A 24,593-nucleotide genomic window follows, 5' to 3' on the forward strand; every position below is an offset into this window, starting at 1 on the left:
GCCTGCTGCTAAAATAACGTATCCCCGATGTAGCCGCCTTGCGATACACCCGGGAAGCAGGCGAACACCGCACTGCCTTTGTGTACAATATATTCGTTCAGCTTGTCATTGCGCGCAAGCTTCTCCTGAATGTGGACGAACTGCTTGAATAGATCACGTTGGTAGCTGATGAACAGCAACCCGGCATCGAGCTGTCCGGTTTGCTTATCCAATCCGCTCGAATAAGAATAAGACCGCCGCAAAATATTAATGCTCCCGTCCCCATGAGCCAATGCCACATGAGAGGTGGGGGGCGTAACCGGCTTGCCATTCGGACTTGTGGCTGCCAGATCGAGCTTGTCGAACTCCTTGGCCTTGCCTAGTGGGGCCCCGCTGCTGCGATGGCGTCCAAAGGTATCCTCCTGGTCGCCCAGTGTCGAGCGATCCCATACCTCTACCCGCATGCGTACACGGCGCACAGCCATATAGCTGCCGCCGCCCATCCACGCGGGGCCATCACTCGCCTGTGTCCATACCAGACGGTTCATCTCGTCAGCCTTGGAGGTATCCGGGTTCCCCGTACCGTCCTTGAAGCCGAGCAAGTTACGTGGCGTGCTTCCCGCCGGATCGGCCTGGGCTGTTCGCTGGAAGCCTTCCTGTGTCCAGCGAAGCACCGCTGTTCCTCTGGCGATACGCGCCAAATTACGCAGGGCATGGAAAGCTACCTGCAAATCATTGGCGCATACCTGTACCCCGATATCGCCGCCACACCATTGGTCGTCCAGCGCATCCCCTTGAAAACGGGGCAGCTCACGGAGCCCAACAGGTTTAAGCCCTGCCAGACCGAAGCGCCCATCAAAAAAGGACGGACCCACACCAAAGGTAATCGTCGTCCGTGACGGCGACAGCCCCGCCGCTTCGCCCGTATCGGACGGAGGCAGGTTAAGATTTTCGTTATCGTTGCCGATCAGCGCGCCGGAAGTCATCGTAGCGGTGGCTTCTGTCCAGGCTTTAAACAGGCTGCGCACCCGTTCCTTGTCACTCGTCGTCAGATCGAAGGCGGCGAAGCAGATGAAATCCTGTGCCGGAGTCACAATACCAGCCTGATGCTTCCCGTAAAAAGGAATCACATCCTTGGTATCTGCGTCCGTCATCATGCTTTCAAGCCGTTGGCTGGCTGTCAGCACAGCCCCCACACCACCGCCGCCGAGCAGGAGACCCAGTCCCCCGACCCCGGCCAGCTTCAATAGATCCCGGCGTGATACAGATTTACTCTTTCCCGAAAGCTCACTAACCTCTGGATTAACATCCTTTTTTAACAGATCAGCCTGTTCTTCATGGGATTCCGCATGCTGCTGCGATGGTTGTCCCTTTTGCCGCTTAAAGCCTTTCATATCGTTACACTCCTAACAATTTTCCCATTTGGGACAACGGCTCTGCCAGAGCATCAAGGTTTTGGCTCAGCTTTTTAATTTCTTCTGGTTTAAGCTTCGTATAAGATACATAGCCTTCGCCTTTCTTGAAAGGAGCCAATTCTTTCTGCAATGCCTCAAAGCGCTCGCCAATTTGCGTTTCCAACGCTGCATCTTTTTGGTTCAGGTCTGTTTTCAAAATCTCATATATTTTTTGTGCACCCTCTACATTAGCTGCAAAGTCGTACAAATCCGTGTGGGAATAACGTTCTTCTTCACCCGTCACCTTGGAGGTGGACACTTCGTTCAGCAGCTCGACTGCGCCTGTTACCATCAGGCTGGCGTCAATGTTGACCGTCTCCACCTTGGCACGCAACAGCTTTGCATCACTCAACAGGCGGTCGGAAAACTCGTCCAATCCTTTGGTGGTGTTTTCTTCCCATAATGTCTTTTCAATCCGGTGAAACCCGCGCCAATCCGCTGCATCCACATCACCGTCACGCGCATCAATATTCGGGTCAAGATCGCCCAGCGCTTCCGCAATCGGTTCAATCCGTTCATAGTACATACGTGCAGGAGCATACAGCGCCTTGGCTTTGTCCAGCTCGCCAGCTTTGACCGCGTTCGTGAATTCTTCAGTCTTTTTCACAAACGTATCGCATTGCTCTATGGCATAGGCACGGTAAGCGGCCACCGCTTGATCAAAATTGGGGGCAGAGGCCGCAGGAGTCGTTGTCTGTGTTGTTGCTCCTGCATCTTTGGTCGTTGCAGCGGGCTGCTGAGTAGCAGTTCCGGTTTGTCCGCAACCAGCGAACAGAATAGAAGAAACCAGCACTCCGGCCGGTACAGCGTAACGTAATTTCATAATTAATGAACACCCTTTCTGGCCAAGCGGCCATGAACAATAGTCTGTTGCGCGATATCTATATGTATCACTATTTTGATAATGATTATCAGTCGCGGTTTTTCTTATCATAAGGCTGCCCCATATGCCTGTCAATACATAAAATTAGACGCAGAGTCTAACGATTCAGCAAAGGCTGAAAATAAGTGCCTAGGCCCATTTTTATCCGCATATTGAACCATACCTAAGCACGTGACATAAAATGTGTTGACTGTATCCCTTAACCTTGTTACACCACACAAAACCCGAGCAAGGAGGGGTGAAATTGACGAAGGGTAACGACCACAAAAACAAGTTTTTGTTAACTCACCGTGAACGTGAAGTATTTGAACTGCTTGTGCAGGACAAAACAACACGTGACATCGCCGGACAACTATTTATTAGTGAGAAGACGGTGCGTAACCATATTTCCAACGTAATGCAGAAACTGAACGTAAAAGGTCGTTCACAGGCGGTCGTGGAATTAATCAGGCTTGGCGAAATAAAAATCTGACCTCTTGTTCCTTGCGGGGTGCAAAGTCTTCTCGATGATCCTTCAAAAGTGAAGGCTGGTCGGGAAGGCTTTTGTTTTTTTTAAAATGCATAAAATATATTTTATTTCTAAAAAATACAACTCTTGGGCAAACATAGCTGCGACAAGATTAGCGGCAATAACGTAACAGCATAGGATGGCAATAACAATAGCACTTCCTACAATTATGATGTGATGGATCGTCGTGCTTCCGTTGCTAATGCCAAAGGTGAGGTTGCGAAATATAACCAAAAGTGAAGAGAATTTAACGAACTGGGACAGGTTATTAAAATAACTGATGAGAAAAATCAGGTAAGTAAACAAGTATTATGACTAATTGGAAATCGAACTAAGCTTAGGGAGCCATTTGGCAGCGAAATCTCTTATACCTTTGATGACCTTAATCGATTAACGTCAGCGGGAACAGATCTTCATCTCCAGATGCCAAATATACGCATTACAAAAATGGTCTACTGGATCAAATGGTTTCATTAAGCGGTTTGAACCGTTTGAACTACCGATTCTTAGTGCTGAGATTGGAAACTTCGTTAAGTAAATTGGAGTGAAAAAGCTTTAAATGGCTATGACATATGTTAAATATAGATAAAAAAAGGGCGAGGATTGTAAAATAGGAGACTTTATTGTCAATGTGTTTACTTCGAATATGATAAAATAAGAACGTATGATTCCGTAAGCGTTAGTTGGGGAGGAGTGGGAGTTGAGAAATTGGACAATCGTACAGATATCTTAATATACCAGACAGAAGATGGGAATACCAAAATAGACGTGAAACTGGAGAACGGCAACGTTTGGATGACTCAGAAGGCAATTGCAGAGTTATATCAGACTACGTCTCAAAACATTACGCTTCACATTAAACACATCTATGGAGAAAATGAACTAGCTTTTGATGCAACTTGTAAGGAATACTTACAAGTTCAAATTGAAGGTTCAAGAGAAATAAAACGCAAGGTCAAGCATTACAATCTTGAAATAATTATTGCTGTCGGGTATCGTGTCCGCTCGCACAGAGGCACGCAGTTCAGACGGTGGGCAACCGAGCGGCTTAATGAGTACCTTGTCAAAGGCTTTACAATGGACGATGAGCGTTTGAAAGATATGCGTCACTTTGGACAAGACTACTTCGATGAATTGCTCCAGCGTATTCGCGACATCCGTGCATCGGAGAAAAGGTTCTATCGCAAGATTACGGATATCTACGCCTTATCGGTTGATTAAGACCCCCATTCCAGTGTGTCCAAAGAGTTTTTCGCTACTGTACAAAACAAACTTCATTTTGCCGTCCATGGTCATACCGCGGCAGAGCTGATTGCCGAGCGAGCAAGCGCTGATAAAGGCAATATGGGATTAACAAGCTGGAAAGGCGACAAAGTAAGGAAGAGCGATATAACCGTAGCCAAGAACTATTTGACCGATAAAGAAATACAGGCGTTGAATCGCATCGTAACGATGTATCTGGACTATGCGGAAGATCAGGCGGAACGTCAATCCCCGATGTATATGAAGGACTGGACCCAGAAGCTGGACTCATTCCTGAAATTCAATGAGCGAGATATTCTGATAAATGCAGGAAGTATTTCGCAAGAGATTGCAGAGAAGTTGGCGACAGCAGAGTACGACAAATACAATCGACAAAGATTGGTTATGGACACAAGTGATGATTTTGATGAATTTATCAAACAAAATCAATTGGATAAAAAGTAGTGCCCTTTTACCTTAACAACAAGCTTGGTGTGTTTCAAACCCCATCGCGAATGTAATCCAGAAACTGAACATAAAAGGTCGTTCACAGGCGATCGTGGAATTAATCAGGCTTGGCGAAATAAAAATCTGACCTCTTGTTCCTTGCGGGGTGCAAAGTCTTCTCGATGATCCTTCAAAAGTGAAGGCTGGTCGGGAAGGCTTTTGTTTTGTAGGATGACTCAACCAAGTGAGCCACGTAAAAACAAGCGATTGTCGCAGAAAGAGACAATCGCTTGTTTTAATCATTTGTAGTTTAAAAATCATAATCCAGAAGCTGTTCCTGACAGTTAGCTATTCTTGATAACTCCGATTTGGGATGCCCAAGTCGGTTTGTTTTTTCACTGCACATCCAGCAGGAACAATGAATTTTCCCTTTGGAGAATGCACCGTCGAATTTGGCGACCCATCCCCGGTGTGCTGAAAGTCGCTTCTTACGCTGAATAACTCGCTTTCTGTGGTGTCTAAAATAGGCTTGATTACGTTTTTTTCGGTTAGGCTTCATTACCATCACGCTCCCTTGGGCAAAGGCTCAGCCCGCAGGAGAAACCAAGGGTATAATCAATACTCTACGGGCAGAGCGTGATGGTAATCTGATTTATATGATTAGGCATGAGTCACCTGCTTGGAGTTATTTTAAAGGTGAAAGTGGGAAGTGGATCCCAGAAAAAAATTCTTCAACGACTTGCACATCGGTTCGACTGGTATGAAAGACATACAACTCACGTGTAGGGTACAGCTTTTTATACTCTTAGTCCATTATATCACAGTGATAGCTGCAATGAGGATTCAGTGAAAACCGTTCACGGCTATTCGTTTTAATAATTTAGTAAAAAGCTATGATCTGTTTTTTTAATTACTGAGTGCGTGCTTCAAAATGTATTTCCAATGTAATGCAGAAACTGAACCAAAAAGATTAATCATAGATGTTTGGGGAATTAACCAGGCTCAAGGGATGTTATTTTTCTTCTTGATCATTCTTTGTAGTTTATTATTTTTAAAATTCAAATAGTGAACAGGATGAAAGAGAGTAGTGCCTTTTATTTTTGTCGCTAGTACCTGTAAAATACTAAATCAGTAAAGGAGGCCACATGGCGAATCCTCACGATCTTATCCCTAAACATAAGTCGGATTTTGATAGCATTAATCAATTGAAATTGTGCAGTAAGGAAGAAATTCGGCCCATCATTCCTGAGCTTTTTACCTGGTTACAAGACAGTAATTGGCCCATTTCAGCGGAAGTAAGAAATATTTTGTTCCAGTTCGATATGGAGCTAATTCCAGTCATCCGGCAAATATTAAATTCAAACGATAGTTCATGGAAGTATTTCGTGCTTATACATTTTTGTAAGCAGCTTCCCAATGCTTTACTTGAAAAGTTAACATACGAACTAAACAGACTCAGCACCAATCCGAGTGAAAACGATAAATTAGAAGAGATCGATCAGATTGCGAAGGAGATTTTAAACGATTAAACCGCTGAAAAATGTAGGAATTTGTGCATAAGTGTTGTACTATATAGGGAAGGAAGAAACTACCATTAGATCATCCACCAACTCATATGAATGATTAATGTAGAAGGCTGTACCACAAAGTTATAAAGAGATAAAAATGCATCTTGTGGTATTCTGAGGAGGCGAGTAAAGATCTCTGCAAAAAAATGTTGAAAAAGGATCACAAGGCAGAAAAGCTCGTTGCTTCAGGTAGGAGTAAGTAGCTTTTGCTTAGGTCTACCTGTGGTATATTCTTGATCGGAGGTGAACGGGGAGACATATGACACAAAACGAACATTTGATGACGTATACGCTGAACAGCGGCATAAAGGGAACAGTCGACCTATCCAGTAAGCAGGTTCAGGAATGGATAAAAGCATATCGAATTGGCAGCAAGTTTGTAACGGTAGTCGGTAAACAGTATTTTGGTTTGAATCCTGAATTGGTAGCAGATTTTAAGGTACATAATGAATACTCGGAGCAGCGGGATCATATATCCATGATACAGCCTGCAATGGTAAGTAAAGCTGTAGACGTAGACCCGTTGGTAGAGGCGTACAGTCAGTATAAAACGTTGATTCAGGTAGAGTGCAAATGCGGAGCTTCCTATATAGAAGAGTCGCCGCACAAAAGAACCAAGTGGTCATGCAAGGAATGCAATAACATTGTGTTCCTGGATCGTAAAAAGGGCATGGTGGATACGGAAAAAGGCAAGGCCTGGTACATGACCAACAAATACTATGTGGAAAGACAAAGCAATTGACCTAGGTCAGTTGCTTTTATTCTATATGTCCATTCCCTGAACTTTATAAATCAGCTATAACCTTTTGCCAAATAATAAAATTGATGTTTTTTGCGCTTTGTAGTACATTATCAAGTGTATTATAAGGAGGCTTCTCATGTACGGACATAGACAAGATGATACTTTATACATCATGACTTACACATTAAATAGCGGTATCAAGGGCACAGTGCCTTTGTCTAATCAACAGATACAGGAATGGCTTGAGTGTTACAGAATCGGCAAGAAATTTGTAACCGAGATTGGCAAAGAGTACTTTGGGCTGCATGCGGAACTGGTCGCTGATTTTAAAGTTCATAATCAATATTCAAGCTATCAGGAAGTCATTATCCCGGTTCAACAGCCGGATACTGGCTTGAAAGAGCTGTCCCAAGCTTACAAATCAACAGAAACCTTGATCAAAGTAGATTGCAAATGCGGCACCTCCTATGTAACGGAATCTCCCTTTAAGCGAACCAAGTGGTACTGCACTAAATGCCGGGAAATTGTTTTTCTCGACAACAAAAAGGGAATGGTCGACACTTCCAGAGGCAAGGCTCATTTTATGACCAATAAGTATTTTGTGGAACGGGAAACAACTGGCGTATAAGCCGGTTGTTTTTTTGTACGTAAGGTTTGTATATATCCTGATTTTTCAAAGCCGAGTGCGTTATAGTGAAAAGGGGGGCTTATGGAAATGTGGAGTATTTTGCTGAATCACGTTTTGTTAATAGGATTTCTGGCTGTTTTGATTCAACGGATCTACAAGCATCGCTTTCATCAGCAAAATGGTAGCAGTTTTCTGCTATGCTTGTGGGGTATCTTGCTTAATCGGTACAATAGCTTGTTTGAACTGACAACGTTGTACACGGTGTATACTGTTATTTTCGCAGTAGGAGCATTGTTGTTTGGAGGCTTCTGGCTTGTGCAGCTATTTGAAGAGGGGAAAGAGAAATCTTGATATAACGATAGTCAGGTGGTGAACGTCATTCGGGAAAATCATACGAACGGCGCAAGGAATCGCATGAGCACGAACAGTGTGTACATAAACGAAACACTTCATCTGGAACAAATTATAAGTGACTTGCGGGTGATGGGCTATGTGGCCTTTCATCATCATCCGCAAATTACAGGTGAGCTTGAAGAGCTGAAAAAGCAACTATTGTCGTTTTTTCAGCAGCATCATGTATTGTGGATTGAGCTTGACCCGCTAACGCAGTATGCGGTGGTGAACAACATGGGGAAGGCCACGGTGCTAAAACTTATGGGTCGGAAAATGAACCCGCTGCGTGATCTGAGAGCGAACGCTGCTTTGGCCGGGCAACCGCTTCACGAGTTGGATCGGGAAATAGAGCGGTTGAATCGGCTGGTTCACCTGTTGCGCTACACCCGTTTTTCTTAAGCGACGGCAGCCATGTAAAAAAGCATTCACGAAGCATGGTTGATCACATGCCGTGAATGCTTTTTTTGGTATCAGCTTACACAGATTTCAAAAACTCCACAATGGTCAGCAGACCCTTATCGAAATTTTCCAAATTAAAATGCTCGTTCGGCGCATGCAAGTTTTCATCCGGCAAGCCGAAGCCCATCAGTACGACTGGAGCGGTTAGCACACGGGAGAAGGTTTCCACAATTGGGATGGAGCCGCCGTCCTTGGTAAACAGGGCGCGTACACCGTATACCTTCTCAAAAGCATCCGCCGCTGCTTGCAGAAATGCGTGTGACGGGTCGATGTTAAAGGCGTTCGCTTTTTCACCCTGCTGGATGTCCAGCGTGGCACCTGTCGGAACATGGGCGCGCAGATGGCGCTCGATTTTGTCGAGAATGTCCTGTGGATTCTGGTTGGCAACCAGGCGGCACGTAATTTTCGCATGAGCTTCCTTCGGAATGACCGTCTTCGTGCCTTCGCCCTGGAAGCCGCCATACACGCCGTTCAGCTCCAGCGTCGGACGTGCCCCGACACGCTCGACGAAGCTGAATCCTTCTTCGCCGTAGAGGGAATCAAGCGCAAGATCCTTTTGCAGCTTGCTCTCATTGAAATCTTGCTTCACGAACTCTGCTCTCATCTCAGCCGATAGTGGCGCGACATCGTCGTAGAAGCCGTCGATGCTGACGCGTCCCTTGTCGTCATGCAGCGTTGCCAGCAAGGACACTAGGGCATGCAACGCGTTCGGCACACCGCCGCCAAAGGAGCCGGAATGCAGATCCGTATTGGCTGTGCGGATCGCAACTTCCAGTGAGCACAATCCGCGCAGACCTGTGCAAATGGCAGGCTTGCCTTTTTCGATCAGGGAGGTGTCGGATACCAGTACAGCGTCGGCAGCCAGACGGTCTGCACCTGTCTGCAAAAACTCAAGCAGGCTCGGGCTGGACACTTCTTCCTCGCCTTCGATGCAAAATTTGATATTCAGCGGCAGCTTGCCTTCCTGCTTCAAAATGGCTTCGACCGCCTTAATGTGCAAGAATACCTGACCCTTATCGTCTGTAGCTCCGCGCGCATACAGCTTTCCGTCGCGGAACGACGGCTCGAACGGTGGAGTTTCCCACAGATGAAGCGGGTCGACCGGCTGTACATCATAGTGACCGTACACGAGGATCGTCGGTTTGCCGGGTGCATGCAGATAATCCGCGTACACCAGCGGATGGCCTTTAGTCGGAATAATTTCAACGTTTTCCAATCCGGCAGACGTCAGTTTGGCGGCAAGCCAATCGGCTGCTTTGTTAATGTCTCCTTTATGCTCGGATAATGCGGAAATACTCGGAATGGACAACCATTCCTTCAGCTCATCAAGCTGCTGCTCTCTAACCTTTTCGAAATATGCGGAATAACTCATGATTTATGTATCCTCCTCTTTCATTGTGCGGTTTTTGCTCTATCCTCCGAACCAAGGCCGTGGACGATATGTATAGTTTACTACGTTTTGCGCTGAACGAAAAATCGCGATGGTAGATGTGTTAAAAAATAGGCGACCTGTCCGGTCTGCTTAGACCCGAACAGATCGCCCGTCGAATAGCGGTGAAGCTACGCTCGAAGGTCTAGTTGACCTCCGAGATGAGGCTGTACGCTTTTTTCCATCATCTGGATCAATGCTTGTCCCTGTTCACCAGCTTGATCCTTAGCCATGCCCAATACTTTCACGCTCACGGCTTGCGCCAAGCTGGCCTGGCTCATACCCGTTGATAATGCTGCGATATCCATGTTTTCATTCCTCCTTTGTCGTGAAGACTCTTACTATTTATCGGTCAGAACTGTTATTTGTTTCATCCAATTGGAATTGTGCCAGCAAATCTTGGAGCTGTTCTGCCAGACGGGTTAAATCTGCGGCAGAGGAACCGATCTCTTCCATGGAGGCGAGCTGTTCCTCTGCGGCCGCAGATACCGTCTCGGTATGGGATGCGGCTTCTTCGGCAATACGTGTAATTTCCTCCATACTGCCGACCACTGCACTTGTTCCTTGTGCTACTCCTGCTGTAGAAGCTGAGACGTTGTCAAGCTGCTTCGCCGATTTAACGATCGCTCTACGAATACGGGAGAAGGAGCGGCCGGACAGATCCACGGAATTAATGCCTTCGCTTACGCGCTCTTTGGCAGATTCCATCGAGGTCAGGGCCTCGGATACGCCGTTTTGAATCCCTTGAATTTGCTCACGGATCTGCTGTGCCGAATGAGCTGAGTTTTCCGCCAGCTTGCGGACTTCAGTCGCTACAACTGCAAAGCCTTTACCATGCTCTCCGGCGCGTGCTGCTTCAATAGAAGCGTTCAGGGCAAGCAAATTGGTCTGGCTGGCGATTTCTGTAATGACCGTGACAATCGTTCCGATTCGCCCGGATCGTTCACTCAAAGCGCCAATAATCGCATCCAGCTCTTCCACTGTAGTACGAATGCCATCAATGGAAACGACACTATTGCCGATATGCTCACTGCCTGCATCCGACGCCTGAATGGCCTGTGAAGAGTAGGTGGTCATTTCAGTCATAGCCTCAGTCATGGCTGCGATATCTGTTGACATGCCTGACACACGATCCTGATTTTCTTTGGCACTGTTGGCTTGTCTTTCGCTACCTGCGGCTACATCCTGAATGGCTACGGTCACATGCTCAATTGCACGGGTGGTTTGTTCTGCACCTGCCGCGAGCTCTTGCGAGGAGGCCGACAGATTGCCTGTCATGGCTTGGATTTCTCTGATCATGTTACGCAGGCTATCCACCGTTTTTTGAAAATATCTCGATAAGTCGCCGATTTCATCTGTGCTGTTCGTAGCGACATTGATGGAAAGATTGCCTTGGCTGATAGCATCCATAGAATTACGCAATCTTTGGATCGGTTTGAGTATACTGCTGATTAGCCACAGCGCCAGCACACCGATAATGATAGCTGAAATGACCAGCACCACGATAGTCGTGATGAGGATCGGCTTGGCGGAGGCACTTGTTTCCGACTTGTCCATCGTTCCGGCAATTTTCCAGCCCGTCAGCGTATTGGTTTTAAAAATCAGGTTTTTAGATACGCCATTCAGATCGTAATCAAAGCTGCCTTCCTTGGAGGCAAACAGTTGCGGCAGTTTTTCCCCCAATTGGGTACTTCCGCTGACTTCTGTCGGGTGGGTAACGATGCGCTTAGTGTTATCCAATATCATGACATAACCATGCTGCCCGATTTTTAAATTCGTAATTTCCTTTAAATTATTCAGGTTCAGGGAAAGACCGAGAACACCGCTATTGTCAGGAAGCGTACGTGAAATATACACAACGGCGACCTTAGCCGTATTGAGTCCGACAGGGCTGATTACGGTTTGCCCGGGTTTCTCCATGGCCTGTTTGTACCAAGGACGCTCACGAGGATCGTTTTTGGAGCCTACGGCTTTGCCAATGATGAGTTTTCCTTCGGGAGTTCCTACGAACATATCGAGGGCTTCCGCATGCATTTTCAAATAGATTTGCAGCTCCGTCAGGAGTGCTGCATCTGCTTCTGGAGTGTTGTCACTGGCCGTCATCGTAGTAGCGTAATATTCGATATCTGCAATTTTGGCTTGAATCGTCTGGGTGACTGCGCGGTCGGCAGCGGTAACGCTAGTCGTCGCACTGTCCACTAATTGCTGGTCTGTCTGGTTATACGCTGCCTGATAAGAAAAAGAGCTGACAATAATGCTAGGAACAAGCATGACCAGCAGGAATGCTGCTGTCAATTTTTTGCGAAGCGTTAAAGTTTTCAGTCGTTTCAGTTGTTTCATCAAACCCCCTGCTTTCTATGTACATTTCAATTCCAAAATTTATATAGTATGTATTTACTATCGGCTATTTTAAGCGGAATTGATAGATTTATTGCTAATTTGTCCAATACGCTTAAGAATTTCTCGCATAACATGGAGTATCTTGCAATTTGGAGGGATAAGCAATGGGTTTTTTTCTGGATATGAGAAGTTCAACAAATTCATCAAAAACAGGTGAGGGTCCCGATATCCAACTGGGTCCTGAACCGGAGCGGTTCGGCCTGATTGGGCTGCGAACCTATCTCGTACCGGGTCCGGTAGTGACCTTTAGCGGTTCCATCGGTCTGATCGGTGAGCTTGGTGATACGTATGCGATTGAAATCGTGCGTGGTGCCGAGTACGATCCGAACGATGTTATTTACCGGGCAGAGGGTGTACTTGGCGTCACAGGAGCCACTGAAACGCAAGCTTTTAATGCACAGGATCTTTCCGCGCCATGGGCGATACAAACGATGTATTCCTCTTATATTTCCGGGGTATCGACGACCGTACGTAACGGTCCGGAGGTATTTACTGGCATCGCCTCGACTCCTTTTTTCTAAATATATCAGACGAGTATTTACTTAATTAAGAGCTCGCTGCAACACCCAGAATACAAATATCCTGGGTGTTGTTTGCTGTAAGCTCATCAGTTCAGGCTCCTAGAATCGGAGCGTCTCGTCCCATGTGACCGATTCTCCATATTCTGCTTCCCGGATTCTAATTCTTTAAAATCTCTCGCAAATACCCTGTCAACTCATCTGCTGCTTTGGTATGGGAGGGGAGCCCGGGATGGCTGCGAGATCCTAACGTTTCTTCCGTCGTGTTCGGCAGTTGGAACACGGACACATTCCGATCCCTCGTTCTTTTCTTGTACGCGTCTACCGCCCGGTAGATCGCTGGCATCATCGGAGTGCCAAGCATCCCATAAGCCCACACAATATGGGCAGCAGGATTACAGGTCCGAAGCTTGGCAAGAAAATTTGTGATAGCGTTTTCAAAAGCTTGTAAATCTTCTTCATTGAATGAACCGTCCTCGTTCAAGCGTTGCTTGTACACTTTCCCATTTACGGGGTCCGTCCATGCAGGAGAATAAAAGGCTCCCCCGTCATTAGTCCCCAAATTCACCACGACCACGTCCGGCTGCCATGAGGTAAAATCATGATCGGAAAATGCCCCTAATGCTTCATTTTTCTCTCCGGTGAGCACACCACATACCTGCTCATAATATGCCGGAATGTTCGCATGCGGATTATTATCCCAGCTTGTTAGGACACCCCATCCGCTTTGTGATAACACTCGGTAGTCCGCATTCAGTGCTTCGGCTGTTATGGCTGTATAATTGCGTAGTGCCGTGAACAGCATGGGGACCCAGTCTGTCTCCTCCTTCGCTCCAATCGTTCCTTCTCCTGAGGTAATGCTGTCACCTATAAATTCCACCTTGTGGGGCTTATCGGTGACCGGCAGCAATTCTCCGTCAACCCTCAGGGCATGAATTTGCAACAAGCAGCGCGAGTCCGAACTCATAGGTTGGACATCCTTGACCACACGAACATTTTTAACCATGTTAGGATTCATTCCTCTCAAAAGACAAATCCAATGCCGTCCTGCGGTCACCATCAGACGGCTCATCGGGGCACCATTGATGACAATACTGATCCATTGCTCGTACATCTGATAATCGGCCTCTATTTCAATCCACAGCTCCGAGCCTTTGATATTTAATTCAATGCCGCTGCCTGTCCAAAACAGAGTTAGTGGTGCAAGTGTTTGCGTAGTTCGACCATGAATCTTTACATGCTTAGCTTTTGTAAGTGGATATGTCTTCAATTTCTTGTTAGGTGTCATTTCCAATATCCTCCTCATGATCTCCAATTTAATGCTAGTTTCTATAATATTGTAAAATAAGTGACGGGAAATCTCAAAGTCTATTTTTAAGCAAATAAGATTTCAAGGCTTTATATGGATATTCCATGCGACCACGGACTTTAGGACGGTTTGTGATAGCCAAAAGCACCAGCAAAATCTTGAATTTGCTGGTGCTTTTTTGATATGAGAAGCAGAGGCTATCCATTAATTCGCTTTGCCGAACATTACGATATTAATTGCCTTGCCGAAGTCTATACCTACTTTGCCAGTTAGTTCTGCCGTTTTTTGCGCCAGTACGACCGCATTGACCCCGCAGGAGAATAGCGCAATATCAAAGTCATCTTTATGCGCTGCGATCCACTGGAGCGTTTTATCCATTTGTTCATATTGATGAAATGCAAGCGTGTGCGGGATATGCAGCTGATACGGCTCGGCTTCAAGGACGGGCTTCACTTCGGCGGCTGTACGGGTGACGAGCAGGATGCGCCGATTTTTAAGCATGTCCCAGAAAGCGGGTGTCTCAGCCAAATACCGGTTCAGGCAGGCATGGCAGGTCAGCGCAGGAGAGAGGCCGTAATGGTTAAAAACCTGGTCGGTCAGCTCCCGCTTCATATAGGAAGGTGCTTTGATAGATTCGTCATCATAAGGCAGGATACCAGCAATGTCGGCTTTGCGTACCGCCTCGGCCACCGCATCTCGCAATTCCGTATTCGGTAGAAACAATCCTTTTTGCCCGAGATTGGCTTTGACTGCCCAACGTTCCTGCAACACCTTTTCCATCGGCCAGACGGTATCCTGAGACAAAATCAAATTTTCACCATCCCCAATCCGAATGAGCGAGAAGGGCTGCTGTTGATCCAGTGCCAACTTCAAATGATTCAGTACCTCGTCAATTTCCAGATACTTTGACTTAGTCATATCATGCTTCCTCCCTGTCTATCCTTCTTCTTCAGCTTTTAGAATGGCGAAAAAAACTCTGTATTCTATCATATGTCGAAAGCGGCAAGGTTTTTGTATGATCGGCTATTCTTTTTGGATTCTACCTATTTATTGAAAGAGTTGATGCATTTGTACATGCCGTTTCCCCGGCGGTTTCATAACTTGTGAGGAGAAGGTTGAAAGGGAGGAAGATAAATGAATCGCAAGATTGTGATTGAAATTAATTTTAATAACTACGGGATGAATCCCAATCGGCTGACACGTGAGTGGATCAGCGAGCGGCTGGATGTATTCAGAACCTTTACGTTGCGCAGCTTGCTCAGTCAGACGAATGCGGATTTCTTGTCTGTCGTCAAGCTGGCGGGCGGATGCAGTGACATCGTGGAGGATGAATTAGCCAAGCGTGAGCCGCTTCCCGACCATATCCGCTTTGGCACGAGCATCGAAAGCAAGCGCCGCATTAATGCGTATATCGAAGCTGCGGACGAACTGCTTATTGCGCGAATTGATTCCGACGATTTGTATCATCAATCGTTTGTACAACAGTTGCATGATTACGAATTTCAGCCGGATACGGTCGCGTTGGTGAACCAGATGGGTTACCTGTGGGATGCCGTAGAAGGTCAGATGGCACCGGTATTTCACCGTTCGCCCTCCTTTTATGTGTTCCGCTATCAAGCAAATGATTTTCTGGATGATTATCGTATTGTCATTCCCGGCAAGGGCACCCATGGATATGTAACGGAGCTGCCGCATGAGGTGATTCCGCATCGCAACTACGTGAATGTCATACACGCCGTTAATACCTCGGTAAAAAAAGTGCCAGTGAAGGATCGGCTGACAGAGGATGACATGAAGGCTGTGCTGGCTGAATTTCTGGGAACGGGTACTGCCAATTTGTAACGGTCAGGAGGAGATTATATTGTTCAAAGGAAAAAAACTGCTGGTGACCGGAGGGACGGGATCTTGGGGGCAACGTCTGACGGAGGAATTGCTCAAGGAAGGGCCAGCGGAAATTCGTGTTTTTTCACGTGGTGAATTTGCACAGATTGCAATGCAGCGTCAATTCCAGTCTGATCCCCGGTTGAATTTCATTATTGGTGATATTCGGGATCTACAAGCATTGCAAGAGGCATGTCGCGGGGTGGACTATGTGTTCCATCTGGCGGCGTTGAAGCATGTACCTGTATGCGAGAGACAGCCGGAGGAGGCTTTCAAGACGAATGTACACGGTACGCAAAATGTAATCCGGGCCAGTATTGAGCAGGGAGTCACCAAGGTTATTGACGTCTCTACCGACAAGGCAGTAGACCCGGTGAATGTATATGGCATGACGAAGGCGATTGGCGAAAGACTGATGATTCGTGCCAACGATCTGAGCGAGCGCACCCGTTTTGTGTGTATTCGCGGCGGCAATGTGCTGGGTACAAGCGGAAGTGTTGTGCCGCTGTTCAAGCGCCAGATCGCGGAAGGGCAGGATTTGACGCTGACCAGTCCTGATATGACCCGTTTTTTCCTCACGCTTGGTGATGCTATTGGCTTGCTGTTGAAGGCTTCTGTGACAGCGATTGGTGGAGAGACGCTGGTTATGAAAATGAAGGGCTGCAACATTGCCGATCTGGCGGAAGTGATGAAGGAGCAGGCGGGCCAGCCAGCCTTGAAAGTAAAAGAAATCGGCATACGCGGTGGGGAAAAGCTGCATGAGGTGCTGATTTCTCCTTATGAGGTGCCGCACACGTACCGCTATGATGATCGTTATTTTGTCATCCTCCCACAGCAGGCAAACAAGCGATTACTGAGCCAGTATGGCGGGCTGGAGCGGGTGAGCTTTGATCAATACCGCTCGGACGATGAGCTAATGGACCGCGCAGTCATTGCTAAGCTATTGCGAGGCATGGAGTAACGATGAAAGAGGTGGGTATTTTGCAACTTATAGAAAAAATAAGTAAAGGCACGGTAAAGGTTGCGGTGATCGGCCTCGGTTACGTGGGACTGCCGATGGCTGTGGAAATGGCACGAGCCGGTTACGACGTGTACGGTGTGGATTCTGATCCGGTCAAAGTAGCCAAGCTGCTTCAAGGACAATCGTACATCATAGATATTGGCGATGATGCGTTGGAGGGTCTGATCGGGCAGAGGCTGCATCCGGTTACGGATATCAAAGTGCTGGAGCATTCGGATATCGTCGTCATCTGCGTGCCTACGCCACTGACGGATGAGCATCAGCCGGATACGTCCTATATTGAAACGGTTATCGACCAGGCTATCCCCCATTTGCGTAAACAAACGCTGCTGATTTTGGAAAGTACCACGTATCCGGGAACAACGGAGGAACTGATCCGCCCGGTGATTGAACAGCGCAGGGGCTGGACGGTAGGTCAGGATTTTTACGTGTGTTTTTCACCGGAGCGCGTCGATCCGGGTAGTGTTTATTTTAACATTCGGAACACGCCCAAGGTGATTGGCGGCTGTACGCCGGATTGCCTGACAGCAGGAGTAGCCTTTTACGGCTCCTTTCTGGAGCAAATGGTTCCGGTCAGCTCGACAACAGTCGCGGAAGCTGCGAAGCTGTTCGAGAATACGTTTCGCAGTGTCAACATCGGGATGGTCAATGAGCTCACAGCGGCCTGTGAGAAAATCGGCATCAATATATGGGAGGTGCTGGATGCGGCAGCGACGAAGCCCTTCGGCTATATGCCGTTCTATCCGGGGCCTGGCATCGGGGGTCACTGTATTCCAGTCGATCCGCTGTATTTGTCATGGAAATCCGAGCAGCATGGGTTTCCGCTGGAATTTGTGGACTTGGCAGACCGTATGAATCGGCGTATGCCGCTGTATATTGCAGAGCGCATTGAATCCCTGCTTGCCCAGGAAGGTAAAGCCGTGAACCAGTCCGAGATCGTTCTGGCGGGCGTAGCCTACAAAAAAGACATTGATGATGTCCGGGAATCGCCTGCCCTTGTTCTGTTTGAGCGCTTAAAGGAAATGGGTGCTTCGGTGAGCTTCACCGACCCGTATGTAAAGAGCTTTAAGCTAAATGGCGAGGTCATTCCATCTCGTTTAGCGGATACCCATCTGTGGGAAAGTGCAGATATCGTCGTGATCACGACGGATCATTCGGTGCTGGACTACCAGCAGTTGGTGGACCATGCCCCGCTGGTGTTCGATACACGCAACGCGACGGTGCATTGCACAGGCGGTCATGTCGTGATACTGGGGAATCCCGGTACTGGAGGGGGCACCGCTGGTGGCTAACCGTGATCAGGTAAATGAGCGCTATTACGGGCAGATTAACTCGGAGGAATCTCATGAGGCTACCCGTAACAGAATCCACTGGATTTGCCGTCATGTGCAGGGTCATACCGTGCTGGATGCTGGATGTAGTCAGGGGATCACGTCCATTTTGCTCGGGCGGGAAGGTTTTGAGGTAACGGCCATTGATTTGGAAGAGGGCAGCATTTCATATGCAAAAAAAGAACTTCGTCAGGAATCTGCACCTGTTCGTGAAAGAGTTCATTTTCAGTTAAAAGATATTTCTCAATTCGAACGTCCACCCGGCGGATTTGATACGATTATTTTAGGCGAGATTTTGGAGCATTACGCACACCCTCATACATTGCTTGCACAAGTCTACCGTTTGCTTCATAAAAAAGGGACGCTCGTCCTTTCTGTACCCTACGGATACCATCCGTTTCACGATCACAAGCGGACCTACTATGCCGGGAGCCTGTCCCGTGTGCTGTTTCCTTATGTTGATGAACAAGCGCTGGAGGTGCATCACAAATATTTGTGCTTCGCAGGCCGCAAAAAATCGAAAGATATGCGCGAAGTCAATCCGGGGGCAGAGCATTTGGCCCGCTGGATGGCGCTAGACGAGGAACAATTCCGGCTGGTGGAGCAGCAACATGTTCGCAAAATGAATCAGCGCAAGGCAGCACTCGACAAGGCGGTACAGCGAATCCGACATATGGAGGGACGGGCTTTGCCAGCGGAGAGGACTGCACGTCCTGAACAGGCAGGCAAGGCGCAGGATGAAGGGAAAGGTGCATATACTGATGGCGGGTCTACCGGGAAATAAACCGGGAATACAGCCAAAGGTAAAGGGGATGGCGTGAAGTCATGACTGAACATCCGACGACCATCAGCTTGTGTATGATTGTGAAAAACGAGGAGCAAACGCTTGCCCGCTGTCTTGATTCAGTGGCGGATCTGATGGATGAAATCATCATCGTGGACACAGGTTCCACGGATCAGACGAAGACGATTGCAGCCCGTTATACGGATCGGCTGTATACATTCGATTGGAACGACGATTTTGCCTCCGCCCGCAACGAATCGTTCGACAAGGCGACCTGTTCCTATATCTTGTGGCTGGATGCGGACGATGTACTGCTGGAGCCGGATCGGGAGCGTATGCGTTCCTTGAAGCGGCGTTTGTCTGCGGACATCGACGCGGTGGTGATGCCACTCCATCTGGCGGAAGGTGAGCAGGGTGAGCCGTTGTTTACCTCGTGCCGTATCCGTCTCGTGAAGCGGGAGCGGCTATACCGCTGGGAAGGGCGTCTGCATGAGGATCTGGTGATACCAGAAGGGCGAATCGTTCATTCCGATGTGGCTGTAACACACCGCCGCATGGAAGATCACACGCTCCGCAATCAACATATTCTTGCCCGCTGGATCAGAGAAAGCGGCAAGGTGGAGGGGCGTCTACTGTATTTTCACGCGAACGAGTGCTTTGATCGTAAGGAATATGCCGAGGCGGCAGAGGCGTTCAATCGCCTGCTGGGGGAGCCGAGCGGCTACCGGGAGGACCGCATTACCGCTTGCGTAAGGTTGGCGGAATGCTATCTTCATCTCGGGGAGCCGGAGCAACAGCTGGATAGTCTGCTGCGCTCCTTCCGATATGATGTGCCGCAAGCGGACCTGTGCTGCATGATCGGTGACTGGTTTTTCACACGAAAAGAGTGGAGCACAGCCACCTACTGGTACGAAAAAGCACTGGAGCAGCAGGGCGTATCTGGTTTGAGAGCTGTTCCGGTGCCCTGCTACTCCTGGCTGCCGCATGTACGACTTAGCCATTGCTGTGCCAATCTGGGCAAGCTGGACGCTTCATATGAGCATAACCAAAAAGCTTTGCAATACTTGCCTGAGGACCCGCATTTGCTGGATAACGAACGCAAGCTCAGGAGTGCTATTCAAAACCTTTCATCCTCAGCCCGTCCTTCAAAATAGTTCAAGCTGTTCCGGTCCATTGTCCTCTTCCGGTGGCTTGCGGGGTGGAAAAGGCTTAGGCTCCATGCCGAGCATGTTCATGAGCTGCTTGGCGTTGGCGGCGGCATCTCCACCTGAGTTGTTGTTGAAAATAACGCACACCTCGCGGCTTTGTTGCTCCAGCTCCAGCAAACGGTCCTTCCATTCGGCCAGTTCACTTTCATTATACCGATACAGATAACGAACCTCTCGCCAGTTGGGCGCGGAGCTTTGATTCCAGCCGGATACATTTCGTCCGTGGAGACGTACCACCGTCAGGTTGCTGTCTGTAGCCTGCGGTACAATCGGCACGGACCCCAATCCCGCCTGCGGCTCGTCGCATACGCTGTGTATCCAGTCTTCCTCACGCATAAATGCCAGTGTTTGCTTTCGAAATTCGGGTGTGAACCAGCTTTGATTTCTGAATTCAAGTACAGATGGGACATCTCCCATCCTTTTTTTCGTGTCGCGCAGCACGGCGACGTTCTCACGTGTACAGTCGAACCAGGGTGGGTACTGGAACAGCACAGCCTTGAGCTTGCCTGCTTCGCGGAGAGGCTGTATGGATGTATGCAATGCTTCGTACATGGCATCAGTTGTTTTGAAATAAGGCTGTTTGCCGCGCGTATGCCCGGTCATGCCCTGATAGGCTTTGACGAGAAATGAAAATGAGTCAGGGGTTTCGGTCGCCCAGCGTGCCATACGATCCGTGGGCTGCACGGCATAAAAAGAACTATCCATCTCCACCACCGAAAAATGGCTTCCATAGACGCTTAGTTTTTGATTGGCTTTGGTGCCGACCGGATACAGATCATCGTGATCGCCCCAACCCGTCAGTCCGATTTGAATCATAACGTTTCCGCTCCTTTCCTTCATAAATACCGTCAAAAGGCGTTCCCATGATTCATTTTAATGATAAAATGGGGTGAATCGCATGAAGCTGGTATGAAGTTCCTATGAATATTTAAGCATAAATATGGTTATTGTAACATGTTGCTTAATCGTAATGTTTTTGAGTTTCCAGTTTGAAAAAGCTAATATAGTATGTAATAGAGCGAAATGAGTTCATGGAGGAGAAACAATATGGCAGAATGGTATGAGCAGAGCTTTGGGGAAGATTACTTATTAGTATACAAGCATCGCGACTTTCAGGGAGCCTATCATGAAGTACAGAAAATGATCTCTTGGCTCAAATTGCCGCAGGGCTCTAGCGTATTGGACTTGTGCTGTGGTATGGGACGCCATTCTCTTGCGCTCGCGGATGCGGGCTATAAGGTAACGGGTGTGGATTTGTCCGGTGTGCTGCTGCGTGAGGCACATGCTGCCGATCCCGAAGGACGGGTTAGCTGGCATCAGGGCGATATGAGAGAGGTGCCTCTTGAGGAGAGTTTTGATGCGGTGGTGAATTTGTTTACTTCCTTTGGTTACTTTGAGGAGGATGCGGAGCAGCTTAAAGTATTAAAAGAAATTTATCGGCTGTTGAAGCCGGGCGGACGTTTTATTATAGATTATTTGAATCCTGCGTACGTAGCTGCTCATCTGGTGCCGCATTCGTCACGGGAGGATGAAGGAAATCAGATTGAGGAGCATCGGGTTATCGAGGACGGATTTGTGAAAAAACAGATTGCCATTCGTTCCATCGCTTCTGTTTCGGCTTCTGATGGCGGTGCTGCTGGTCAGGATACAACTGTAGCGGGTGAAGAGCCTGTACGTGTGTATCATGAACGCGTCAAGCTGTACCCATATGAAAAATTCCGTGCTTTGCTGGAGGAAGCGGGACTGTCTGTAGAGCAGGTACATGGAAGCTATAATGAAGATAAATATATGGAAAATGTATCGCCCCGAATGATTTTTGTCGGTGTGCGTGCTTGATACGGAAAGGCGGTTGGGAAGCCATGAAGATGCCGGAGCTGACCCCGTGTGAACGGATCGACGGAGGCTTTCAGGTCAAAATATCCATGTCCTTTCCGCTGCGCTGGGTGAACAGCTATGTGCTGAAGGGGCAAGACGGATTTACAATCGTAGACCCCGGCCCGCGCAGTACGGATACGGAGGAAGAATGGGCGCATGTCTTCCAGGAGCTGGGGATGTCCTTTGGTGATATCTCGGACATTGTCGTGACTCATCATCACCCGGATCATTACGGTTTGGCGGGCTGGATGCAGCAGCAAAGTCAGGCTCGTGTACATATGTCAGCGCGAAGCCATAAGGAAGCGATGATGATGTGGGGCCAGCCAGATTCACAAGCGGATATCTCTATGCCGATGGAGCAGAGGCTGCCAAGCTTTTTTGTCCGTCACGGCTTTCCTGTGGAGCAGGTATCGGCCTTGGAACTGCACATTCAGCAGGCTCATCTGCAAGTGAATCCACAGCCTGATATCACCGTTATTCCTGTCGGGGAGGATGCCTGTCTGGAATGGGGTGGGCGTGGCTGGTTGCCCATTGAGACAGGGGGGCATGCGCCCGGACATGTCTCTTTGTATGAGCCGAATAGCGGCGTTATTCTGTGCGGTGATGCGGTTTTGCCAAGGATTTCGCCTAATATCAGTCTGCTGCCGGGAAGTGACCCCCAGCCCTTGCAGTCTTTTTTGAATGGTTTGCAGCGGCTTGGCGAGCTAGAGGTAGCGTGGGCATATCCGGGGCACCGTAATCCGTTTGGTTATTTTCGTGAACGGACGCAGGCGCTGCTGGAGCACCATGAAGAACGGTTGGACAAGTTCCATGAGTTGATCCAGCCAGAGGGCAGTACAGCCTATGAGCTGTGTATCGCTGTATTTAGTGACAAACTGGGGATTCATCAGCTACGGTTTGCCATGTCCGAGACACTTGCCCATCTGGTGGAACTGGAGCGACGCGGTCGGGCCTCTATAAGCGAGACGAACCCTATCGCACGCTTCTACCCGCTTCGCGGAAAGTAATAGAAGGACAACGGCATCCATGCCGGGAAAGAGGCTTTTATGAATTTGCTGCTGCTGGGGGCTACCGGACGTGTGGGACGTTTTATCCTGGAATATGCGTTAGCGGACGGTCATGCTGTTACAGCTCTTGTTCGTTCACCGGACAAGCTGGAGGATTACATATTAAGATATGGGACGCTGCTCCAGATCGTACAAGGAGATGCCACCAACGCTGAGGATATAGCGCAAGCGCTGGAGGGTGGGACGACGGCTGTCATCAGCGCGCTGAATACGGATGGAACCACGACCTTATCCGTGAATATCCGTTTGCTGATCCGGCTTATGCAGGAGCAGTCCGTTCCCCGGCTCATTACAGTGGGGACGGCAGGGATTTTACAGAGCCGGACGGAGCCGGGTTTGTTTCGGTATGAATCCTCCGAGCCCCGGCGGCGCAGCACCCGTGCGGCTGAGGAACACCGCCGGGTGTACGAACGGCTGCGCGATTCGGCGCTGGACTGGACGATAGTCTGCCCGACATGGCTGCCGGACGGAGCGCGGACGGGCATATATCGCGTGGAAAAGGATCTGCTGCCGAGGGTGGCACACAAATTACGACCGCTGACACGGCCGATTTTACCTATCGTCAGTTGAGTAGTAGCGATTTTCTACACACACGGGTAGGCATTGCCTATTGATGCTGTACGAGTTTAATATTTGACAAAAATTCAGAATTAGAATACTATGATTCTTGTTGGTAACGTTGTTTCCGAAAAGATCACGCTCAAACTCTATGTTAAAAATAGTAAGGAAGTGCATTAAAAATGTCCGAGCCATCGCATCCCTATAAAACCTATTCGGAAGTGAAGCTACAGCAGCAGCAATTGCTACGTAAAAATGTCATTGATGCGGCATGCATCCTTCTTGCGGAAGAAGGGCCAGAGGCTGTGACTGTACGACGAGTTGCCCAGAAATTAAGCTGTTCCACCAAGATTATTTACAGTATTTCGGCAGCAAGGATGGTCTCGCCAATGAGATGTACCTGGATGGATGTCGGCTATTGGCCGAAACCTTTCAACAAGTTCCAAGCACCGATAACGTACTCGCTGATCTGGAAGCCCTAAGTTGGGCGTATTGGCAATTTGCACAGCTTCATTCAGCCTATTACAAAATGATGTTTGGCGGGGCTTTATCTGATTTTAAACCGGATGAACAGAGTCTGGAGGGCACGACTACGGCCCTATCTCGAATTCTGGAAACCGTCATACACGCTATGGAGCAGGGTGAACTGGAAGAACATGATCCGCTGCTGGTTGTCCGGATGTTTTGGTCTGCTTTACATGGAGTCATACATCTTCAGTTTGCAGGTCATTTTGAAGTAGATATGGCTCAAGGGGTGTATGCATTTACACTGAGGAATACGCTCGCAGCATTTAAAACATCCTCATGCCAATCTTAAGATATAAGGTGTACTGAGGTCGTCATAATAGGTGACTTCAGTTCATTTTGGAACAATGGTAACAATGTTTCTGAAATAAAACAACGATACTA

At 48.3% G+C, this 24,593-nt stretch carries 22 protein-coding genes and 4 pseudogenes; 18 read left to right on the top strand and 8 right to left on the bottom strand.

The features are described from left to right. Positions 1-8: 8 nt before the first annotated feature. Both efeB and efeO read right to left on the bottom strand, forming a co-directional pair. A complete protein-coding gene (gene efeB, locus ASL14_RS18415; protein WP_134912961.1) occupies positions 9-1,373 on the bottom strand; it encodes an iron uptake transporter deferrochelatase/peroxidase subunit in 1,365 nt (454 codons plus the stop codon). A gap of 4 nt (positions 1,374-1,377) precedes the next feature. Beyond that, on the bottom strand, positions 1,378-2,256 hold the full coding sequence (gene efeO, locus ASL14_RS18420) for an iron uptake system protein EfeO (RefSeq protein ID WP_134912962.1): 879 nt from the start codon (positions 2,254-2,256) through the stop codon (positions 1,378-1,380). A 304-nt stretch (positions 2,257-2,560) separates the two neighbouring features. On the opposite strand from efeO, the gene ASL14_RS18425 reads away from it, so the two are divergent. The 8 genes and pseudogenes from ASL14_RS18425 (at position 2,561) to ASL14_RS18460 (ending at position 8,243) form a co-directional block, all read left to right on the top strand. Then, on the top strand, positions 2,561-2,788 hold the full coding sequence (locus tag ASL14_RS18425; protein WP_134912963.1) for a helix-turn-helix domain-containing protein: 228 nt from the start codon (positions 2,561-2,563) through the stop codon (positions 2,786-2,788). Positions 2,789-3,619: 831 nt separating this feature from the next. Then, positions 3,620-4,531: pseudogene (locus ASL14_RS18430) on the top strand (virulence RhuM family protein). Between the two features lie 31 nt (positions 4,532-4,562). Continuing rightward, positions 4,563-4,661: pseudogene (locus tag ASL14_RS28210) on the top strand (helix-turn-helix domain-containing protein); the annotation flags it as partial. Positions 4,662-5,658: 997 nt separating this feature from the next. Further along, a complete protein-coding gene (locus ASL14_RS18440; RefSeq protein ID WP_134912964.1) occupies positions 5,659-6,042 on the top strand; it encodes a DUF5071 domain-containing protein in 384 nt (127 codons plus the stop codon). A 298-nt stretch (positions 6,043-6,340) separates the two neighbouring features. Beyond that, positions 6,341-6,823, top strand: a complete 483-nt coding sequence (locus ASL14_RS18445) for a hypothetical protein (RefSeq protein ID WP_134912965.1) — start codon at positions 6,341-6,343, stop codon at positions 6,821-6,823. Positions 6,824-6,959: 136 nt separating this feature from the next. Beyond that, positions 6,960-7,451 carry a hypothetical protein gene (locus ASL14_RS18450; RefSeq protein ID WP_025686288.1) on the top strand — a complete coding sequence of 164 codons (492 nt, stop codon included), beginning with the start codon at positions 6,960-6,962 and terminating at the stop codon, positions 7,449-7,451. Between the two features lie 81 nt (positions 7,452-7,532). Beyond that, the gene (locus ASL14_RS18455; RefSeq protein ID WP_134912966.1) at positions 7,533-7,802 is read left to right on the top strand and encodes a hypothetical protein; all 270 of its coding nucleotides are present in this window, start codon (positions 7,533-7,535) and stop codon (positions 7,800-7,802) included. A gap of 63 nt (positions 7,803-7,865) precedes the next feature. After that, positions 7,866-8,243 (top strand): hypothetical protein, encoded by a 378-nt coding sequence (locus tag ASL14_RS18460; protein WP_187644878.1) that lies wholly within the window; start codon positions 7,866-7,868, stop codon positions 8,241-8,243. A gap of 76 nt (positions 8,244-8,319) precedes the next feature. Here the strand turns inward: ASL14_RS18460 and ASL14_RS18465 are convergent, their stop codons facing one another. From ASL14_RS18465 to ASL14_RS18475, 3 genes are all read right to left on the bottom strand, one after another. Then, entirely contained in the window at positions 8,320-9,675 is a 1,356-nt protein-coding gene (locus tag ASL14_RS18465; RefSeq protein ID WP_134912967.1) for a dipeptidase, read from the bottom strand. Between the two features lie 188 nt (positions 9,676-9,863). Further along, complete coding sequence (locus ASL14_RS18470) at positions 9,864-10,040, bottom strand: YjfB family protein (protein WP_082067275.1); 177 nt, start codon at positions 10,038-10,040, stop codon at positions 9,864-9,866. Positions 10,041-10,077: 37 nt separating this feature from the next. After that, positions 10,078-12,072, bottom strand: a complete 1,995-nt coding sequence (locus tag ASL14_RS18475; protein WP_134912968.1) for a methyl-accepting chemotaxis protein — start codon at positions 12,070-12,072, stop codon at positions 10,078-10,080. A 164-nt stretch (positions 12,073-12,236) separates the two neighbouring features. Here ASL14_RS18475 and ASL14_RS18480 point away from each other — a divergent pair, with 164 nt between their 5' ends. Beyond that, positions 12,237-12,653, top strand: a complete 417-nt coding sequence (locus ASL14_RS18480) for a hypothetical protein (RefSeq protein WP_134912969.1) — start codon at positions 12,237-12,239, stop codon at positions 12,651-12,653. Between the two features lie 157 nt (positions 12,654-12,810). On the opposite strand, the gene ASL14_RS18485 is transcribed toward ASL14_RS18480, so the two are convergent. Further along, complete coding sequence (locus ASL14_RS18485) at positions 12,811-13,938, bottom strand: SGNH/GDSL hydrolase family protein (protein WP_134912970.1); 1,128 nt, start codon at positions 13,936-13,938, stop codon at positions 12,811-12,813. Positions 13,939-14,163: 225 nt separating this feature from the next. After that, complete coding sequence (locus ASL14_RS18490; RefSeq protein ID WP_134912971.1) at positions 14,164-14,877, bottom strand: GT-D fold domain-containing glycosyltransferase; 714 nt, start codon at positions 14,875-14,877, stop codon at positions 14,164-14,166. 216 nt (positions 14,878-15,093) lie between these two features. Between ASL14_RS18490 and ASL14_RS18495 the strand changes: the two genes are divergently transcribed. Genes ASL14_RS18495 through ASL14_RS18515 form a run of 5 tightly spaced genes read left to right on the top strand, consistent with a single transcriptional unit; the run spans position 15,094 to position 20,130 of the window. Further along, a complete protein-coding gene (locus ASL14_RS18495) occupies positions 15,094-15,801 on the top strand; it encodes a glycosyltransferase family A protein (protein WP_134912972.1) in 708 nt (235 codons plus the stop codon). 19 nt (positions 15,802-15,820) lie between these two features. After that, positions 15,821-16,801 carry a polysaccharide biosynthesis protein gene (locus ASL14_RS18500; protein WP_134912973.1) on the top strand — a complete coding sequence of 327 codons (981 nt, stop codon included), beginning with the start codon at positions 15,821-15,823 and terminating at the stop codon, positions 16,799-16,801. Positions 16,802-16,803: 2 nt separating this feature from the next. Then, complete coding sequence (locus tag ASL14_RS18505; RefSeq protein WP_134912974.1) at positions 16,804-18,153, top strand: nucleotide sugar dehydrogenase; 1,350 nt, start codon at positions 16,804-16,806, stop codon at positions 18,151-18,153. Continuing rightward, positions 18,146-18,976, top strand: coding sequence for a class I SAM-dependent methyltransferase (locus ASL14_RS18510; protein WP_134912975.1), 831 nt, complete (start codon positions 18,146-18,148; stop codon positions 18,974-18,976). The genes ASL14_RS18505 and ASL14_RS18510 overlap by 8 nt, the downstream gene beginning before the upstream one ends. 41 nt (positions 18,977-19,017) lie before the next feature. Continuing rightward, positions 19,018-20,130 carry a glycosyltransferase gene (locus tag ASL14_RS18515; protein WP_134912976.1) on the top strand — a complete coding sequence of 371 codons (1,113 nt, stop codon included), beginning with the start codon at positions 19,018-19,020 and terminating at the stop codon, positions 20,128-20,130. On the opposite strand, the gene ASL14_RS18520 is transcribed toward ASL14_RS18515, so the two are convergent. Further along, a complete protein-coding gene (locus ASL14_RS18520; RefSeq protein WP_134912977.1) occupies positions 20,122-21,000 on the bottom strand; it encodes a DUF72 domain-containing protein in 879 nt (292 codons plus the stop codon). The genes ASL14_RS18515 and ASL14_RS18520 overlap by 9 nt on opposite strands. A 231-nt stretch (positions 21,001-21,231) precedes the next feature. Here ASL14_RS18520 and ASL14_RS18525 point away from each other — a divergent pair, with 231 nt between their 5' ends. The 4 genes and pseudogenes from ASL14_RS18525 (at position 21,232) to ASL14_RS18540 (ending at position 24,501) form a co-directional block, all read left to right on the top strand. Beyond that, positions 21,232-22,020, top strand: coding sequence for a class I SAM-dependent methyltransferase (locus ASL14_RS18525; RefSeq protein WP_134912978.1), 789 nt, complete (start codon positions 21,232-21,234; stop codon positions 22,018-22,020). Positions 22,021-22,043: 23 nt separating this feature from the next. After that, entirely contained in the window at positions 22,044-23,066 is a 1,023-nt protein-coding gene (locus tag ASL14_RS18530; protein ID WP_134912979.1) for an MBL fold metallo-hydrolase, read from the top strand. Between the two features lie 39 nt (positions 23,067-23,105). Beyond that, a pseudogene (locus ASL14_RS18535) lies at positions 23,106-23,740 on the top strand (NAD(P)-dependent oxidoreductase). A 126-nt stretch (positions 23,741-23,866) separates the two neighbouring features. Next, a pseudogene (locus ASL14_RS18540) lies at positions 23,867-24,501 on the top strand (TetR/AcrR family transcriptional regulator). Positions 24,502-24,593 lie beyond the last annotated feature (92 nt).

This window comes from Paenibacillus sp. IHB B 3084, from assembly GCF_001447315.1.
GTDB lineage: Bacteria > Bacillota > Bacilli > Paenibacillales > Paenibacillaceae > Paenibacillus.

Bases quoted from the DNA above. Each gene is read 5' to 3' on its own strand.
- efeB (WP_134912961.1), bottom strand. From the start codon at position 1,373: ATGAAAGGCTTTAAGCGGCAAAAGGGACAACCATCGCAGCAGCATGCG.
- efeO (WP_134912962.1), bottom strand. From the start codon at position 2,256: ATGAAATTACGTTACGCTGTACCGGCCGGAGTGCTGGTTTCTTCTATT.
- ASL14_RS18440 (WP_134912964.1), top strand. From the start codon at position 5,659: ATGGCGAATCCTCACGATCTTATCCCTAAACATAAGTCGGATTTTGAT.
- ASL14_RS18445 (WP_134912965.1), top strand. From the start codon at position 6,341: ATGACACAAAACGAACATTTGATGACGTATACGCTGAACAGCGGCATA.
- ASL14_RS18450 (WP_025686288.1), top strand. From the start codon at position 6,960: ATGTACGGACATAGACAAGATGATACTTTATACATCATGACTTACACA.
- ASL14_RS18455 (WP_134912966.1), top strand. From the start codon at position 7,533: ATGGAAATGTGGAGTATTTTGCTGAATCACGTTTTGTTAATAGGATTT.
- ASL14_RS18460 (WP_187644878.1), top strand. From the start codon at position 7,866: ATGAGCACGAACAGTGTGTACATAAACGAAACACTTCATCTGGAACAA.
- ASL14_RS18465 (WP_134912967.1), bottom strand. From the start codon at position 9,675: ATGAGTTATTCCGCATATTTCGAAAAGGTTAGAGAGCAGCAGCTTGAT.
- ASL14_RS18470 (WP_082067275.1), bottom strand. From the start codon at position 10,040: ATGGATATCGCAGCATTATCAACGGGTATGAGCCAGGCCAGCTTGGCG.
- ASL14_RS18475 (WP_134912968.1), bottom strand. From the start codon at position 12,072: ATGAAACAACTGAAACGACTGAAAACTTTAACGCTTCGCAAAAAATTG.
- ASL14_RS18480 (WP_134912969.1), top strand. From the start codon at position 12,237: ATGGGTTTTTTTCTGGATATGAGAAGTTCAACAAATTCATCAAAAACA.
- ASL14_RS18485 (WP_134912970.1), bottom strand. From the start codon at position 13,938: ATGACACCTAACAAGAAATTGAAGACATATCCACTTACAAAAGCTAAG.
- ASL14_RS18490 (WP_134912971.1), bottom strand. From the start codon at position 14,877: ATGACTAAGTCAAAGTATCTGGAAATTGACGAGGTACTGAATCATTTG.
- ASL14_RS18495 (WP_134912972.1), top strand. From the start codon at position 15,094: ATGAATCGCAAGATTGTGATTGAAATTAATTTTAATAACTACGGGATG.
- ASL14_RS18505 (WP_134912974.1), top strand. From the start codon at position 16,804: ATGAAAGAGGTGGGTATTTTGCAACTTATAGAAAAAATAAGTAAAGGC.
- ASL14_RS18515 (WP_134912976.1), top strand. From the start codon at position 19,018: ATGACTGAACATCCGACGACCATCAGCTTGTGTATGATTGTGAAAAAC.
- ASL14_RS18520 (WP_134912977.1), bottom strand. From the start codon at position 21,000: ATGATTCAAATCGGACTGACGGGTTGGGGCGATCACGATGATCTGTAT.
- ASL14_RS18525 (WP_134912978.1), top strand. From the start codon at position 21,232: ATGGCAGAATGGTATGAGCAGAGCTTTGGGGAAGATTACTTATTAGTA.
- ASL14_RS18530 (WP_134912979.1), top strand. From the start codon at position 22,044: ATGAAGATGCCGGAGCTGACCCCGTGTGAACGGATCGACGGAGGCTTT.